15 protein-coding genes and 1 pseudogene are annotated in these 16,597 nt (G+C 40.1%); 7 read left to right on the forward strand and 9 right to left on the reverse strand.

Annotated features, from left to right (window positions below; all coding sequences use genetic code 11):
• Positions 1–216: 216 nt before the first annotated feature.
• Together IAR63_RS05430 and IAR63_RS05435 are read left to right on the forward strand one after the other, a co-directional pair.
• A complete protein-coding gene (locus tag IAR63_RS05430; RefSeq protein ID WP_187706870.1) occupies positions 217–1,290 on the forward strand; it encodes a fatty acid desaturase in 1,074 nt (357 codons plus the stop codon).
• A gap of 117 nt (positions 1,291–1,407) precedes the next feature.
• Positions 1,408–2,448: a DUF3474 domain-containing protein gene (locus IAR63_RS05435; protein ID WP_235678391.1), complete on the forward strand. Its 1,041-nt coding sequence runs from the start codon at positions 1,408–1,410 to the stop codon at positions 2,446–2,448.
• 90 nt (positions 2,449–2,538) lie between these two features.
• On the opposite strand, the gene modA is transcribed toward IAR63_RS05435, so the two are convergent.
• Both modA and IAR63_RS05445 read right to left on the reverse strand, forming a co-directional pair.
• Positions 2,539–3,354 carry a molybdate ABC transporter substrate-binding protein gene (modA, locus tag IAR63_RS05440; protein ID WP_187706872.1) on the reverse strand — a complete coding sequence of 272 codons (816 nt, stop codon included), beginning with the start codon at positions 3,352–3,354 and terminating at the stop codon, positions 2,539–2,541.
• A 289-nt stretch (positions 3,355–3,643) separates the two neighbouring features.
• Positions 3,644–3,910 (reverse strand): annotated as a pseudogene (locus tag IAR63_RS05445) (Uma2 family endonuclease); the annotation flags it as partial.
• A 59-nt stretch (positions 3,911–3,969) separates the two neighbouring features.
• Here IAR63_RS05445 and IAR63_RS18375 point away from each other — a divergent pair.
• The 3 genes from IAR63_RS18375 (at position 3,970) to IAR63_RS05460 (ending at position 5,949) form a co-directional block, all read left to right on the forward strand.
• Complete coding sequence (locus tag IAR63_RS18375) at positions 3,970–4,164, forward strand: hypothetical protein (protein WP_235678360.1); 195 nt, start codon at positions 3,970–3,972, stop codon at positions 4,162–4,164.
• On the forward strand, positions 4,106–4,309 hold the full coding sequence (locus IAR63_RS05455; RefSeq protein WP_187707516.1) for a hypothetical protein: 204 nt from the start codon (positions 4,106–4,108) through the stop codon (positions 4,307–4,309). Before IAR63_RS18375 ends, IAR63_RS05455 begins: the two co-directional genes overlap by 59 nt.
• 152 nt (positions 4,310–4,461) lie before the next feature.
• On the forward strand, positions 4,462–5,949 hold the full coding sequence (locus IAR63_RS05460) for a type II CAAX endopeptidase family protein (protein ID WP_187706874.1): 1,488 nt from the start codon (positions 4,462–4,464) through the stop codon (positions 5,947–5,949).
• A 273-nt stretch (positions 5,950–6,222) separates the two neighbouring features.
• Here IAR63_RS05460 and IAR63_RS05465 read toward each other — a convergent pair whose 3' ends face one another.
• The 7 genes from IAR63_RS05465 to IAR63_RS05495 form a co-directional block, all read right to left on the reverse strand.
• Positions 6,223–6,372: an IS200/IS605 family accessory protein TnpB-related protein gene (locus IAR63_RS05465; RefSeq protein ID WP_187706875.1), complete on the reverse strand. Its 150-nt coding sequence runs from the start codon at positions 6,370–6,372 to the stop codon at positions 6,223–6,225.
• A gap of 203 nt (positions 6,373–6,575) precedes the next feature.
• Complete coding sequence (locus IAR63_RS05470; RefSeq protein ID WP_187706876.1) at positions 6,576–6,773, reverse strand: hypothetical protein; 198 nt, start codon at positions 6,771–6,773, stop codon at positions 6,576–6,578.
• A gap of 288 nt (positions 6,774–7,061) precedes the next feature.
• Positions 7,062–10,166 carry a translation initiation factor IF-2 gene (gene infB / locus IAR63_RS05475; protein WP_187706877.1) on the reverse strand — a complete coding sequence of 1,035 codons (3,105 nt, stop codon included), beginning with the start codon at positions 10,164–10,166 and terminating at the stop codon, positions 7,062–7,064.
• Between the two features lie 477 nt (positions 10,167–10,643).
• On the reverse strand, positions 10,644–10,913 hold the full coding sequence (locus IAR63_RS05480; protein ID WP_187706878.1) for a YlxR family protein: 270 nt from the start codon (positions 10,911–10,913) through the stop codon (positions 10,644–10,646).
• Between the two features lie 12 nt (positions 10,914–10,925).
• A complete protein-coding gene (nusA, locus tag IAR63_RS05485) occupies positions 10,926–12,212 on the reverse strand; it encodes a transcription termination factor NusA (RefSeq protein WP_187706879.1) in 1,287 nt (428 codons plus the stop codon).
• 207 nt (positions 12,213–12,419) lie between these two features.
• Positions 12,420–12,881: a ribosome maturation factor RimP gene (gene rimP, locus IAR63_RS05490; RefSeq protein ID WP_040007805.1), complete on the reverse strand. Its 462-nt coding sequence runs from the start codon at positions 12,879–12,881 to the stop codon at positions 12,420–12,422.
• Between the two features lie 181 nt (positions 12,882–13,062).
• A complete protein-coding gene (locus IAR63_RS05495) occupies positions 13,063–14,457 on the reverse strand; it encodes a hypothetical protein (protein WP_187706880.1) in 1,395 nt (464 codons plus the stop codon).
• Between the two features lie 134 nt (positions 14,458–14,591).
• Here IAR63_RS05495 and rfbB point away from each other — a divergent pair, with 134 nt between their 5' ends.
• Together rfbB and rfbA are read left to right on the forward strand one after the other, a co-directional pair.
• The gene (gene rfbB / locus IAR63_RS05500) at positions 14,592–15,713 is read left to right on the forward strand and encodes a dTDP-glucose 4,6-dehydratase (protein ID WP_187706881.1); all 1,122 of its coding nucleotides are present in this window, start codon (positions 14,592–14,594) and stop codon (positions 15,711–15,713) included.
• Between the two features lie 2 nt (positions 15,714–15,715).
• Positions 15,716–16,597, forward strand: coding sequence for a glucose-1-phosphate thymidylyltransferase RfbA (gene rfbA / locus IAR63_RS05505; RefSeq protein ID WP_187706882.1), 882 nt, complete (start codon positions 15,716–15,718; stop codon positions 16,595–16,597).

The following is a 16,597-nucleotide window of genomic DNA, read 5'->3' on the forward strand; positions in this document are numbered from 1 at the left end:
TTGTGGTTAGTTTTGAGGTCATGAAACTATTGGCTTTTTGTTAGTAAATTTGAGAATTTCCCACTGGGAATTGTCGTCGATGGAAAATTAGAAAACGAAAATTAATTTATTTGCTGTGGCTATAATATAATTAGTTAAAGTGGCAAAAATTAACTTATCTGCTGTAAAATAATTTTGTTTGCCAGCGGATTTACATTGGTTGTTTCTCAGGTGTTCATGACTACATCACTTATTAAAGACCAGGAAAATATCGTTTACCCCACCCTGGGTGAGGACGAGATCAAACTAAAACACATTATCAAAAGTCTGCCCAAGGAATGTTTTCAGAAAAATAGCCGTAAAGCATGGACTACAGCCATAATCAGTTTAACCACAGTTGGGTTAGGCTATTATTTTTTGGCAATTTCTCCCTGGTTTCTTTTACCCATAGCATGGATTTTCACGGGGACTGCTTTAACAGGATTTTTTGTTATAGGTCATGACTGTGGACATCGTTCCTTTGCCAAACGTCGTTGGGTAAATGACTTGGTTGGGCACCTGTTCATGATGCCTTTAATTTATCCGTTTCACAGTTGGAGAATTAAACATAATCACCACCACAAACATACCAATAAGCTGGAAGAAGACAATGCGTGGCATCCCATAAGAGTAGAAGTTTTCGCAAATTGGGGGAAAGTCCGACAGTCCGCATTTGAATTATTCATACGCAAGCGCCTGTGGTGGATAGGTTCTATTGGGCACTGGGCAGTAGTTCATTTTAATCCCGGTAAATTCCAGAAAAAAGACCAAGCCAGCATCAAATTATCTGTGGGCGTGGTCATAGCTTTTGCTGCCATAGTTTTCCCGACATTGATATTAACAACTGGGTTGTGGGGTTTTATTAAGTTTTGGTTTATCCCCTGGATGGTTTATCATTTTTGGATGAGTACCTTCACCATTGTTCACCATACAACCGCAGATGTTCCCTTTAAAACAGCAGATAAATGGAACGAAGTCCTAGCCCAATTGTTTGGGACAATTCACTGTGATTATCCTCGCTGGGTAGAAGTACTCTGTCACGATATCAATGTTCACGTTCCCCATCATATTTCTACGGCCATTCCTTCGTATAATTTGCGGTTAGCTTACAAAAGCATCAAGCAAAATTGGCGACCATTTCTGCATAAAGAATGTAAGTTTTCCTGGGATTTAATGAAGAAAATTACTAACCAATGTCAACTTTATCAAACCGACATTGGTTACATCACCTTTGATGAGTATTACGCCCAGAAACAACCCGCTCGCAAATAACCCTCAAATAAGTTTTAGGACAGGCAATTTGCCTGTCAATTGTCCAATTGTGACCTTCATTGAAAAAGATAAAATCTAGTGCAATTAAAACCTGTTCCATCAAACCAAAATCTTGACATTAAATCTTTTCAAGGTGAAGATCAATTGCCATTTACCCTGCAAGATTTAAAAGCTGCCATTCCCCCTGAATGCTTCCAACCAAGTGTGGTTAAATCTCTGTATTATTTTTTCCGCGATGTTGCGATTATTATCGGGCTATATGCGCTAGCAAGTTATCTAGACTCCTGGTATTTTTGGCCGGTTTTCTGGATAATGCAAGGCACAATGTTTTGGGCCTTATTTGTAGTTGGTCATGATTGTGGACACCAATCTTTTTCCAAGTATAAATGGCTAAATGATTTGGTAGGTCATCTTTCTCATATTCCCATTCTCGTACCCTATCATGGTTGGAGAATTAGTCACCGAACCCATCATAAAAACACCGGTAGTTTAGAAAATGACGAGAGTTGGTACCCTTTAAGTGAGTCGAGCTATCAACAATTACCCCTTTTACAAAAGTTGATTCGCTACTATCTGTTTTTACCACTAGCTTATCCTATTTATTTATTCCAACGTACCCCTGGAAAAAGTGGTTCCCACTTCAATCCTAAAAGTGGTTTGTTTAAACCTTCCGAAAGGGGAGATATTATTACCAGCACTACCTTATGGATTGCTATGGTAACTTTATTGGGTTTCTTGACCTATCAATGGGGTTGGTTGTGGTTATTGAAATACTATGCTGGTCCTTATATTGTATTTGTAATATGGTTGGACTTGGTCACCTATTTACATCATACTGAACATGACTTACCATGGTATCGTGGTGAGAATTGGACTTTCTTAAAAGGGGCAATTTCCACTATTGATAGGGACTATGGAGTTTTTAACCACATTCACCATGATATTGGCACCCATGTTGCCCATCATATCTTTTTGAATATGCCTCATTATAATTTATTGAAGGCAACGAAAGCGATTAAACCAATTTTAGGTGAATATTATCACCAGTCTCAGGTTCCTATTTGGAAAGCATTATTACATTCTGCCAGAGTTTGTCATTTTGTTCCTGATGAAGGTGGCAAGGTTTATTATACCTCTTATGGAAGTAATGGCAAGTAATTCCTAGATTATTGATTTTGTAGTTTTAGCCAGAACGTCAATCAAAGTTTGTTAGGCGTTCTGGTTTACTTTTGGAGTCTTTCTTTTTGCCTAAGGTACAATAAAACCATATTTTTTAAAAACAGTTCTTGACGGATTACTCACTAAAAATTTAGAGAAATTTTTGGCAGCATCAATATTTTTACTTCCCCTAATTATTGCTAAGGGATAGATGATGGGAGAATGAAATTTCTCATCCGCTGCAACCACAACTTTTACTTGTTGAGATATTTTCCCATCGGTTACATACACTAAACCCGCATCAGCATTTCCACTTTCTACAGCAGCTAAAACCTGACGTACGTTATTGACATAAACTAGTTTTGATTTTATATTTGACCAGATTTTCAACTGCTCTAAAACTTGTTTTGCATATTGTCCAGCAGGTACACTCCTAGGTTCACCAATGGCAATTCTTTTCACACTTTCATCTTGAAGACTGTAAAAACTATTGACACCAGAACTATTCTTTGGTGTGATCAAGACTAGACGGTTTTTAGCTATGATGACTCTGCTTTCAGGAAGTAAAAGGTTCTTTTTTTCCAAATCATCCACTTGTTTTTTAGCAGCAGATATAAAAATATCCACGGAAGCTCCCTGCTCTATTTGTTGTTGTAAGGGTCCGGAAGCTCCAAAGTTGAAGCTGACATTCACGTTCCTTTGCTCTTTTTGGTATAGGACTTTAAGTTCGTTTAATACATCTTGCAAACTTGCAGCAGCGGACACCAATAGGTTGGTAGTTGACTGACCTACTGTCCAGGTTGGTATACCAATAGCTAGGAACATTGTGATTAGCGCTGTACCAATTAGTATGAGTAATTTTCTGCGTGATATAGTAAAATCAATTTTAGGCAATTTTATTGTCATTTCAATTATTACTCCGTATTTTTGCTAGACCATAGAGCTTTCTACCCGCTAAGTTGGTAGGGAATCCCTATTTTTGAATACTTATGTTTAGGAAACTGTACTATAGAATACGATTTACCAAATGAGTTGGCAAAAGACGGGTGCTTTTTTATACGGAATAATATTATAATTATAGATATCCAGTCAAGTATAAGCAATCTGCTCTTTAGATAGATGGTTTTTTGCTGACATAATTCACATCGCTTAATTACTTAATTTTCTATTATACAATTCGGCTGCGCGACACAGCTTACTCTATTGTTGTCAAAAAGTTAACCTTCTTATACAATTGCTTCAATGGTAATTTTAGCTTAGTTGATGCTACATTTAAAACAGCATCTTCCGTTTCATATTCAGTCAAAACCCACTGATTTTCATTATTCTTTACGTATTGCATTACATAATACTTAGTCTGATCAATTAAAATATATTCTTTAAATTGCGGAATTGAACGATAATAAAGAAATTTATCTCCCTGATCATAATCTTTTGTCGATTTGGATAAAACCTCGGCTATCTCTCACGGCTTATAATGGTCAGTTATCTAACAATAACTTTTTTGAAAAGAAAGAAACATTGAAAAGAAGCCATTTAGAGATCAATAAGTATTTTGACAAACAGGAAAGTTGGAAACGAGAGGATATAGAAAAGCGTAGCTCATATTTGGTGGATAAGGTTCTGAAAAGTTGGCCTTACTTTGGTAATCAAGATTATGCGAACTCATCTAATCAGTCTCACCGAGCAATTTCCTCGTTTTATTGGCAAAGATGAGAAATATTTTCGTGAATCTAGAAAGTTAGAATGCGGATTATTTATTGAGGTAAATTTATCCGCTAAAGATATTTATTCTTTTTGCGCGAAAGCCATTCAAGCAGCAGAAATTCCCATGGAAGAATGGAAAGTGGAAAATGACTAGTCAAGATACAATCAAATATGCTGTAATTTATCTGTGGTGAACTTTTGTTGAGCAATGTCTAGGAATTTGTTAAGCTATCTAAACTACTCTGGTTTTTTTCACCCCGACCAGTTATTGTCCAAAATATGGGAAATGTCAAATTGAGGATATAGATGACCAAAAGATTTTTTTTGACTGGTATCACCCTATTATCACTGGTTTTATTGGGCTTATCCCTATTTGCTAGTTGGCAAAAACCCCAGTTTCAAAGTATTTTAGAACTATACCAAACCAATATTGTTCTGCAAGCCCAAACCTGGGAAGCGTACAATAGTAATGATAACCAATTATCCGAGATTCTGCAAGCAATAGTGGGCGATGGTGCTATACAAAATGCAAATAACCAATATGAAGAAACACGAAACTCTGTACAAAAAAGTATAGATAAAGCTGAAACAGTTACAAATTCTGTTCAAGAGATCTCAAAAACTAGACTAGAAGAATTATTTAGGTTGCGGGACGAATTAGACCTACAACTGGGAATATTACAAGCAAAACAGGGCAATATTAAAACTGCTATCAGCACTTGGAATCAAATCCAACCTAGCGAAAGAACAGAACTCACCAAAACCGCTCAAGTACTTATTGGAATATGGAATACCCCCCCTCGATTACTCCCCAATGCTCAACCCCTAATCCAAAAAAATTTGGCAGGTTGGTTTCGCTATACTGCCTTAACCCAGTTATATGAAGTTCAGCAACGTCTCGATGCTTTGACAGATCTTCAAGCTGCACAGGAAGTAGTCGCGAAGGAAGCAGTATTTAAACTAGCTATAATCACTGTGGTTCCTGGATCCATATCTTTGATTGGTATTGTACTACTGATATCCCTGATTATTCAGCGTCTCATCAAAGGTAGGGAATCCATCTTAGCTCAAAATGCCCAAAGGGTATGGTTAACCCCCTGGAATTTGGAAATAGTCCTTCAAGTGTTTATCGTGGGATTTTTCCTCATGGGACAAGTATTTGTACCCACAATACTCCAACTAGTACCTATTTCTCCCTATTCAGAAAACTTGCAAATTCAGGCTTTTTCTGTTTTGATTAGTTACATACTAGTATCCTTTGGCGCACTACTAGTTTTATATATTTCCATTAAGCGTTATTTACCCTTACCAGAAGAATGGTTTAAGTTCCGGTTATTCGATAATTGGTTTTTGTGGGGAATAGGTGGGTACTGTGCAGCAGTCCCCATTGTAATCATAGTATCACTGATAAATCAAATTTTGTGGAAGGGAGAGGGTGGAAGTAATCCACTCTTACAAATGGCATTGGAAAACAGGGATGGTGTAGCTTTAGGAATATTTTTCCTCACCGCTGCGATCGCAGCACCTTTGTTTGAGGAATTTCTGTTTCGTGGGTTCTTATTGCCATCCCTTACTCCCCATTTACCAGTTTCGTGGGCAATAGTAGTTAGTAGTTTTATATTTGCCATTGCTCACCTGAGTTTATCTGAAACGCTCCCACTAACAGCATTGGGTATAGTTTTAGGTATAGTGTATACCCGGTCTCGTAATCTTTTGGCCCCTATGCTTCTTCATGGATTATGGAATAGTGGTACTTTAGTTAGTTTATTTATTTTGGGTGGCAGCAATAGTTAGGGACACATAGCAATACATCCCTATGAGCTTTGCTACGGCGAGGTCCACTCCCTGGATACCGTTTGACAAGACCTACTAAAATCTACTAACGTAGATGTAGTAATTCTTGTCTTTAAAAATGCAAAGCCTTTAGTGGTGCAACGACCACACTCTCTATCTCCTTTGCTTGTATCAGCATTGGGGAATACTTTTCTTGAGATTTGTAACGAACCATTAACATCCGCATTAATTTTGGTTCCGTTACTGGATTGAAACAAACCATGTTCAATCCTTCTACCTAAATAAGTAGAGTGTTTTGCTGGTATAAGATTCTTCAGTTACTACAACTTTGATTCCTGCTAACTGACATTTATAAGTAATTTGGTCAATTAATCTTGCATGGGGAATCTGTGTAAAAGACTGATTATTCTTTTTACCTAACACATTTGGAACTATTCAAGTGTAGGCACTTCATCAAGTTCCACTGGATGAGGATAAATTGTGCTGTCTTCCAACTCAAACTCAGTTTTTGTAACACGGATTACCTTTTTGCTGTTCATAGCAATTTACTCCAATACACATACTATCAGATTTTGGTAATATTTAGTATGATTTATTAGATTTGCTTTTTGCTACCTAAAATCCCTTTAATAGGCTAAGGTTTCTAAGGTCTCTCTCAAATACTTTTGCACTTGCTGTTCTAAGCGTAAACCTGTTAGCTTTGATTTGCTTTCTAGCTGCCAGCGTTGAAAACCAGAGGTAGCAGATATGGCATATTTTAGGTTTTGCCAAACTTGATCGTCATAAGTAAGATCTGGACTGTTAGGTGCCGAAATACGAATCATAGTTTATCACTCTTCTTCTAAAACTTATACGTACGGTGTTTAGCTTTTTGTAGTTTACCTACGGTGGAGTAGGATTTAACGATTATGGCATTACCAAAAGGTAATGGGGGGCAAAAATCTTATTTAATCTTTTTTCAATATAACCTTCTCCTTCCATTAAATTCTGTGTAACGGATCACTAAAACCCAGAATATATCGGATACTTAACATAGGAATAATAAGCAGGTAAGTGCCGGGTTGTAAAAAGGTTGCACCATTTTTTAACCCAGCATCCCAGAACTGCAAAGCCTACTTAGTTAAGGTGAGGGTACGACGTTTAGTTACCATTTGATAAGCCTCGATTATATCACCCTCGATCCAATCATGAAACTTCTCAATACCAATACCACATTCATACCCAGAGTTTACCTCCCGAACATCTTCCTTCATGCGTTTGAGAGAATCTAAAACTCCTTCATAGATGACCTTACTATGGCGACGAACTCTTACCTTACAGTTACGCAGCAGTTTGCCAGATTGAACATAACAACCAGCAACCGCACCACGTCCCACAGGGAAAACGGCACGCACTTCCGTTTGTCCAAGGGGTTCTTCCACCAGCTCCGGTTCTAGCAGACCTTCTAGGGCACCTTGAATATCTTCCAATAGTTTGTAGATGATATTGTATTCCCTTACATCCACACCTGCTTCATCTGCTGCTTGTCTAGCACCACTAGCATAAGTAGTGTTAAAACCAATGATGACCGCATTACTAGCAGCAGCTAGGTCAATATCAGTTTCTGTGATTTCCCCTGCTGTCGCTAACAACAGGCGAATTTGTACTTCATTTTGAGGTATTTGCTTGAGGGATCCAATAATCGCTTCCACAGAACCCTGCACATCCCCCTTGAGAATTAGGTTTAGTTCCTTCAACTCTCCCTCTTGAGCTTGAGCAGATAAGGTTGTGAGAGTAACTCTACCTTGGAGTAATCGCGACTGACGTTGCTTGTCTGCACGTTCACCGGCGATCGCCCGTGCTTCCTTCTCATTTTCGAAGACTTCAAACTCATCTCCTGCAGCGGGAACATCGCTTAAGCCCAGGACTTCCACAGCGGAAGAGGGGGTAGCAGCATCTACCCTACGACCTCTGTCGTCAACCATGGCTCGAACCTTACCGAATGCGGATCCAGCTACTAACATATCTCCCACATGGAGACTACCATTTTGAATTAACAAGGTAGCCACAGCTCCCTTAGCCTTATCCAAATGAGCTTCAATCACCGTTCCCTTAGCAGCGCGATTGGGATTAGCGGAAAGTTCAGCCACCTCTGCTACCAATAAAACCATTTCCAGTAGGGTATCCAGATTTTCACCCCTAATGGCGCTAACGGGAACCATAATTGTTTCTCCACCCCAGTCTTCTGCGGTTAATCCATAATTAGTCAATTCCTGTTTAACCCTTTCTGGTTGGGCACCCTCTTTATCAATCTTATTAATAGCCACAACAATAGGCACACCAGCTGCTTGAGCGTGACTAATGGCCTCTATAGTTTGAGGGCGCACACCATCATCAGCAGCTACCACTAAGATGGCAATATCTGTTACCCTGGCCCCCCTAGCTCGCATGGCAGTAAAAGCTTCGTGACCAGGAGTATCCAGGAAGACGATTTGTTGACTTTTCCCCTCATGTTCCACATCTACATGGTAAGCGCCGATGTGCTGGGTAATACCACCAGCCTCCCCGGCAGCCACCTTAGTTTTACGGATAGAATCCAAGAGAGTAGTTTTCCCGTGGTCTACATGACCCATAATAGTTACTACAGGAGGACGACGAATCAGATGCTCTAGGTCCTCAAGGTCAATCATTTCTGTGACCTTGCGGGCCTCAGCTTCGGGTTCTGCCGTTTCCACTTCCACCTCTAGTTCTTTCGCCACCAGGGTGATAGTAGGAATATCCAGACTTTGGGTGATGCTGACCGCCATAGCCTTCATAAACAGAATTTTGACAATTTCCGTATCAGCGACTAGCAGTGCTTCTGCTAATTCTTGCACCGTCATTGGTCCTGTCACAATTAGCTTGTTGGGTCGTTCTTGAACTTCAACCTCAGTTGGTTGTTGGCGACGATTTTGGTCACGCTGGGCGCTGGGTTTTTTATGGCGACCTGTTGGGGGAGCCACCGCCAAAGCAGGTTGTTGGGTAGCCTTGGGTGCTTTCGGTTTAGGTGGACGAGCTATAGACAAGCTAACTTGAACACTGGCGGGAATTTCCAACCCCTGTTCATTAATTAGATCATCATCCTCAAAATCATCCTCCAAAATGGGTTTAACCCGTTTGCTCTTAATACCGACCTTGGATTTTTCCTTCAGATCATCAATTATTTCCTCTTCTTGCCACTTCTTACCAGTTTTAGCATTCCGTGGCGGGGTTGGACGTTTCAAATCCAGTAGTGGTGGTGCTATGACATCTTCCACCAACAGATCTTTCTTCCCTCCTCCCACCATGGGTCTTAATGAAGTCTCGGGAACACCTGTTTCCGAAGGTTTGGTTGGTCTAGTGGGGCGTTGGATATCACCCGGAGTAGATTTAGGTCCCCGATGCTCTGCTCTGATCGGGGGTGGGGTGGGACGACCTGTTTTTTGAGGTGGTGCTTGGTCCGCAGGGGATTTAGTGGATCTGGGTTTGCCATGTTCCTCCTCCCGACGCTGTTGACGCTCCCGTTTGAGGATGGGTTTTTCCGCTGTGGATGGCGGTTGTTCAGTGCCCGAAGTTTTTTCCCCTGGTGGTCTGGATGGGGGACTAACCAATTGGGGTTTTTGTGGCTTTTCCGTTCTAGGTTTGGGCGCAGGAGGTTTTTCCCCCTTAATTTTTTCCGGCGCCGGAGCATGGGGCTTATTATCTGTGTCTACCACCGATTTATGTGGGTTTTCAGATTGATTCTTGGGTATGGGTCGAGTTGGTGCCGTCGGTTTCATGGGTGAGGCTGATGTAGCAAAAGTTCGTGGTTGTGATGGAAGTGTGACCGATGGGTCGGTCATATTGACACTGTCAGATGAAGCAAACTGTCCGTTGGTAGCAACTGATGCCTCTAGGGCATTGGAGGTAGTGTTTCTCAAGATTTTGGGTTTACGAATCTCCAAAATTTGTTGTTGACGAGGTGCAGCAGATCGGTTTCGGAAGCCAGGTTTCTGGGAATTTGGTTTATGGTTATTTATACCTAATTCTTTTTTTTGCGTCATTCTCGCTGCTGTCAGCTTTTGTGACACCTCGCGAATTTGTGTCGCTTCTGTTTCAGAAATTGTGCTGCTGTGGCTTTTGACCGCGATATTGAGCTGGTCGCAAATTGCTAAGAGCTCCTTGTTATCCAAATTCAATTCCTTCGATAATTCGTAGATTCTAACTTTGCCGTTGTTCATCCACTCTTTCCCCTTTAATTTACAGTTTTAACGGACGGTTGCCTGGTTTTCGACATCTCCATCCTTTGATCACTGTTTTTTAGGTTGCCCTTGGTGATGTTGTCGGTGCCTCCAAATAATTAGGGAAGAGAGATGTTCCGGTTTCATACTGGCATCCCCACCGGTAATGATGGTTGACTGGATCCCGCAAAATTTTTTTTCATAAAAAATTTCCTTGGGCATCCTTGATGCCGAACTGCGCTTTGACGCTACCAGGTTGCCATGGTTTAGGTTTAGGTTTTGCTGATTCTGAGTTTTCCACTACAAAGTCGAGTAAAACTTATTACGGTTTTCCGGGCGTTTAGGTTTCGCGGGGTCTCCACGTACCATATAGAATGCTCCATATAATTCTAGCAACTGAATGCTATCCTTTTTGGGGATAACATCTGTGGGTGGTTGGAAGATAACTAGGACCAAGATTTTCCCTTTGTTTTTTGGTCAAACCTGGTTGTGGTTATTTTCCCGACCGAGTCTTTGCCACAATGTTTCATAGACTGTTTCTGGAACTATTCCCTTTAGGGAGCGCCCTAGTTTATTTTTCCTCTGTGCCTTATGGAGGCAGTCAGCTTGAGGGCAAATATAAGCAGAACGCCCCATGCCCTGATCCAATTCTACCTTGCCAGATGGAAACAGACGAACAATCCTCCAAAACTCTGTCTTTGTTCCTACCCGACGACAACTAATGCACCGCCGATAGTTTGGTTTCATTTACTATGTCCTTTAATTTTCTTCCCCCATTGAGTTAAATTCATCTTCCCCTTCGTCTGGGTCATCTTCATATTCCTCTTCTCTAACTTCAAACTGACTATCCGGTTGATTACTCTCGTCTTGATAGTTGGCTCTAACTGCTGCAAATTTGGCATCCTCCGCTCCATAATCATATTTTGCCTGGTCTTTAATATCTATTTTCCACCCGGTTAACCGTGCGGCTAATCTCACGTTTTGACCTTCTTTGCCAATGGCTAAACTCAGCTGATCCTCGGCCACTAAAACGTGGGTTTGGCGACTTTCAGGATCCATTAAGCGTACCTCATCTACCCTAGCAGGACTCAACGCGTTAGCAATATAGGTGGCTGGATCCGGTGACCAGCGAATTACATCTATTTTTTCACCGCGCAATTCGTTCACTACTACTTGAATTCTTGATCCCCTAGCTCCAATGCACGCCCCCACCGGATCCACATCCCGATCTAAAGTATCTACTGCTATTTTAGTCCTTGGACCAACATAACGGGAAGGAGGATTGGCCTCCCGAGCTACTGCTACTATTCGCACTACCTCATCCTCTATTTCTGGCACCTCGTTGGCGAATAAGTAAACTACTAATCCTGCATCCGCACGAGATACTAGCAATTGTGGCCCTCTTTGCTGTCCCTGAGAAACTTTTTTTAAGTATACTTTGAATGTTGCATTAGATCTATAAGTGTCATTTGGCAATTGTTCCCTTTTTGGTAGCTCGGCCTCCACTTCTGGCTGCCCAAAACTACTACTAACTGCTAATATTACAGACTGTCTTTCAAATCTTAAAACTCTTGCTTGTAAAACTGTGCCTTCTAAGTCTTGAAATTCCTCCTGCACCATTTGACGCTGCTGATCCCGCAGCTTTTGTGCTAAGACCTGTTTGGTTTGCATGGCGGCCATGCGTCCAAACTCTCCTTGATCCGGAGTAACATCTAAGACTACCGAATCCCCCGATTGGGCTTCAGGAGCTACCTGCTGCACTTCATCTAAGGAAATTTGATGATCACAATTGGTTACTTCTTCTACTATGGTTTTGGTAGAAAGAACTCGAAATCCCTCCCCATCAATATCTAGTTCTACCTCAAAGTTATCAAAATAATTTTCGTCAAATTGTCTGCGCTCTAGGTTTTGGGCGCGGCGGTAGCGTTCATAACCTTTAAGTAGTGCTTCTCTAATAGATGATTGTACTGCTAAACGGGGTAAATTTCGCTCTAGGCTAATTTTTTCAATTAAATCTTTTAATCCGGGTAAAGTAACCATTGACATAAGCAGTCTCCTTAATCCTTAATTTTTATCCGTGCAAACGCTGCAATTTTGCACTGTTTATGTTGCCAATTTTTAGGAAAATCGTTGACTAATTTTATAGCTTTGGTAAGAACGCTTAAAACAGGTTTATGGCGTGACTGCTGGATAGACGTTCTAGATCGCTATATCTCTATATTTTCTCAATCACATAAAAAAATCTCAATTTCATTAGGGGTGATCATCTAATTGCACCTTGGTAACCAGGGATCTGAGAATTCCTACTACACGACCCTTTTGGTTTAAGTAAATTTTTGTTTCATCTCGACGAATCAACTGACCTTTCCATTCTTTTTCTCCATCATCGGGATCACAGGTAGATACAACTACAGGAAATCCTTTAAAGGAAATAAATTCCCTGTCAGTTGCCAATTCCCTCGAAATCCCTGGGCTAGATACTTCTAAAACATAAGTGTCTAGAATAATCTCAGCTGCGTCTAGGGAAGTTTCTAAAGCACGGCTCATCTTTTCACAATCGTTTAGACTAGTATCTTGTTGAGGATTGCGAATATCTACACGCAAAATGGGAGGACGCTGGTTCGTATGAAAAACCATGCCAACAACTTCCAGTCCTAGTTCTGCTGCTAGTGGAGTCGCTAAGTCAATAATTTGTGGAACTAAGGGATGAGTCATGCGATAATTCAATAAAAAAAAGTGGGCACCCACCCACTTCCGGCGATAGGGATATCTTCCCAGAAGTCTGAGACGAACTTTTTTAGGTTTGTCTCTCCTGCTAGTGTAATCTATTTTTTTGCTGTTGACACCCTGCTACCAATTAACTGGCAAGAAAAATTCTGCGATCGCCTGATTTTGTTCACACTGCTTTAGACCGCATTTTTCTCGTCTGCTCTATAATTTGCTCTATGTCTTCTTGGGACAATCGCTGCACATAGTTTATTTTTACCTCTTCTAAAAGGTCATTTAGCAAACTTTGGAGTTCTACTAGTATGTGTTTTGCCTGTATTTCTCCTGATAATGTAGTTGTAAATTTACCAATTAAGTCCTTAAAAAGTTGAGCGGTTAGGGGATCTTTACTGACTTTATTCACTATTAAATAAAGATTTTTGCCAATTTGGTCAGCTATCTCTCCACTGAGTTGATTTTGTACCTGGCTCAATCCTGGCAGCTGTAACAGGTTGCGATAAATTGGGACTTGTTCTAAGGCCCCTTCCATACTACGACTCAAAATGGCATTGATTTCCGGTTGAACCTTAGGCATAACAGTATCAATTAAAATACGTATTAATATTCCTGATATTGCCTCTATTTCATTAATGTTATTAATATCTATATACTCACGTTCATTTTGTTTAGGGTCAAACCAACGACTAATATCACTATGTTGAATCGAGAACTGAATTTGATTAATCACCCGCACCACAACAATTTCCGTGATTTCTTCGGCAAAATTAGCGACTATACCCTGGTGAATCTGTTTTCTTACTAAATATAAATTTATAAGATTTGATTGGTCTAGACGTACAACGACTGGTACAATACGTAGCCAGCGCCAAAGGGGAAACAACAGAAATAGATCATACCAACGCCATAAAATTGCCTCCAACCAACTAAGATGAGAGTTTTGACGCTTAATATAAAAACTCCGCCATAACAGTTCCAACCCAAATACAGCTACAAATGGTAAATCAATTAACCAAAAATTATTGATCAACTCCCCATTTTCGCCAATTCTCCGGTAGTAATTACTAGCAATACTAGGGAGAATTTGCCGATTAAAAAAGTCAATTTCTTCTACCCATCGTCCCTGGGATAAATATTCCGGACTCCAGAAAATTGTAAAAGCGCTCTTTGATGACTCCTGACCTACTCTTTCCCGCATGCGGTTTTTAATTTTTTCTAGGGTTCCACTTTTCCCAGATCCCGCAAAGGGGTTACTATCAATCATATCCATGCTCATACGGCGAATTTCTGCTAGTTTAGTTTTTACAGCAGGGGAACCTAAACCACTTTCACTCACCTGGACTTGTAAACTGGCTATATTATTTAAATAGTTCACCGTATCTCGATGGGGTTCAATGCCTTTAATCGGATCATAAATACGACTAAGTTGGGGCAAATTGCGAAAGTAAAAATCTCGCCAAGGTACGTAACTCCAATCAAACATCACCAGACCCAAATTAAGGGTAGCAGTGATTGCCATCAACCTTTCTAACCATAGATGTTGTTTGGAAATTCTCAACTTACTCATATATAATTGGGTTGCTCACTAGAAACTAGATAGTAATCTTACATGTAGTTAAATACACAAGAATGTTATAAATCTTAAAGGTTTGTTACCTCGGGTTATCTATAGAAATTCAACCAGTCCTAATTGCATTTAATATGTCAAACTACCAGAGAAATGATCTACCAAATTTACTAGTTACCGGTGGCGCAGGATTCATCGGGTCTAACTTTGTCCTGCATGCTAGAAGGTTAGGCTATGGTAACATAATTAATCTAGATAAGCTAACTTATGCCAGTAACCTACAAAACCTGACTGAAATAGAACGGAATGAAAAATATCAAGAGGGTTATAGATTCATTCAAGGAGATATTGGTAACTCTGAGCTAGTTAGTTACCTGTTAGAAGAGTATGAAGTAGATGCAGTCATAAATTTTGCAGCAGAAACCCATGTTGATCGTTCTATTTTTAGTCCAGGGAATTTTATTGAAACTAATGTGGTTGGAACCTTTAAGCTTCTGGAAGCCAGTAAAACCTACTGGCAAAAACTGTCATCTAAAAAACAGGAAGCCTTCCGATTTTTACATATATCCACAGATGAAGTGTATGGTTCTTTAAATGCTGAAGATCCAGCTTTTCGAGAAGATAGCCAATATGCGCCTAACAGTCCTTATGCAGCGTCTAAAGCATCCGCAGATCATCTTGTTCGTTCTTACTATCATACCTATGGACTACCGACCTTAACGACCAATTGTTCTAATAATTATGGACCATTACAATTTCCTGAAAAACTGATTCCCTTAATGATTATCAACGCTATAAATGGTAAGCCCCTACCCATATATGGTGATGGTCAAAACATCCGGGATTGGTTATATGTCACAGATCACTGTGATGCCATTTATCTAGTTCTGCAAGAGGGTAGAATTGGTGAAAATTATAATATTGGGGGAATGAATGAACAAACGAACTTAGTAGTTGTGAACAAGATTTGTGAGATCTTGGAAAGACTAGCGCCCAAACCCAACTGTGAATACTCATCCCTAATTACCTTTATTAAAGACCGTCCTGGTCATGACCGTCGGTATGCGATTGATTCTAGTAAAATTGCCAAAGAATTAGGTTGGCAACCCAAAGAGAACTTTGAGAGTGGATTAATCAAAACAGTGCGGTGGTATCTAGATAATTCAGCCTGGGTAGAATCTATCCTTACTGGAGCATACCAAAACTGGATCAAACAGAACTATGAATCTCGTGAAACATCACAGTTAAAGGAGTAAGAATGAAAGGAATTATTCTAGCAGGTGGTTCAGGGACAAGACTTTATCCTCTGACTCAGGTAGTTAGTAAACAGCTGATGTCTATTTATGACAAGCCCATGATTTACTATCCTTTATCCGTACTAATGTTAGCGGGAATCAAAGAAATTTTGATTATTTCCACCCCTAGAGACTTGCCACTATTTGAAAAACTGTTGAAGGATGGTAGTCAATGGGGATTAAAGTTTAGTTATGTGGAGCAACCAAAACCAGAAGGATTGGCCCAGGCTTTTATTTTGGGGAAGGACTTCATCAAAAACCAGCCCGTTTGTTTAATTTTAGGAGATAATATATTTTATGGGCATGGGTTAACAGAAATTTTAACTCGTGCTGTGCAACTAGAGCAGGGAGGATTAGTATTTGGATATAAAGTCACCCAACCAGAAAACTATGGTGTGATTGAATTTAACCATTTAGGAAAGGCAATTAGTATTGAAGAAAAACCAAAAATTCCCAAATCAAAATATGCTGTTCCTGGCATTTATTTTTATGATGCTCAAGTGGTAGAAATCGCTGCTAGTTTAAAACCTTCTGCGCGGGGTGAATTAGAAATTACAGATATCAATTTAACCTATCTCCGACAAGAGCAATTAAGGGTAGAAATTTTGGGACGTGGATATGCTTGGTTGGATACGGGTACCCATGAGTCCCTACATCAAGCCAGTAATTTCATTTATACTTTGGAAGAAAGACAAGGGGTAAAAATTGCCTGCATTGAGGAAATTGCCTACAATCAAGGATATATTGACCGTCCCCAACTCCAGTTTTTAGTAGATTCTATGGGTAAAAGTAGTTATGGAATGTATTTGCAACGAATTCTACAAGATGAAATTACTTTTAAATAA

The sequence above is a fragment of the Cylindrospermopsis curvispora GIHE-G1 genome (assembly GCF_014489415.1).
Classification (GTDB): Bacteria; Cyanobacteriota; Cyanobacteriia; order Cyanobacteriales; family Nostocaceae; genus Raphidiopsis; species Raphidiopsis curvispora_A.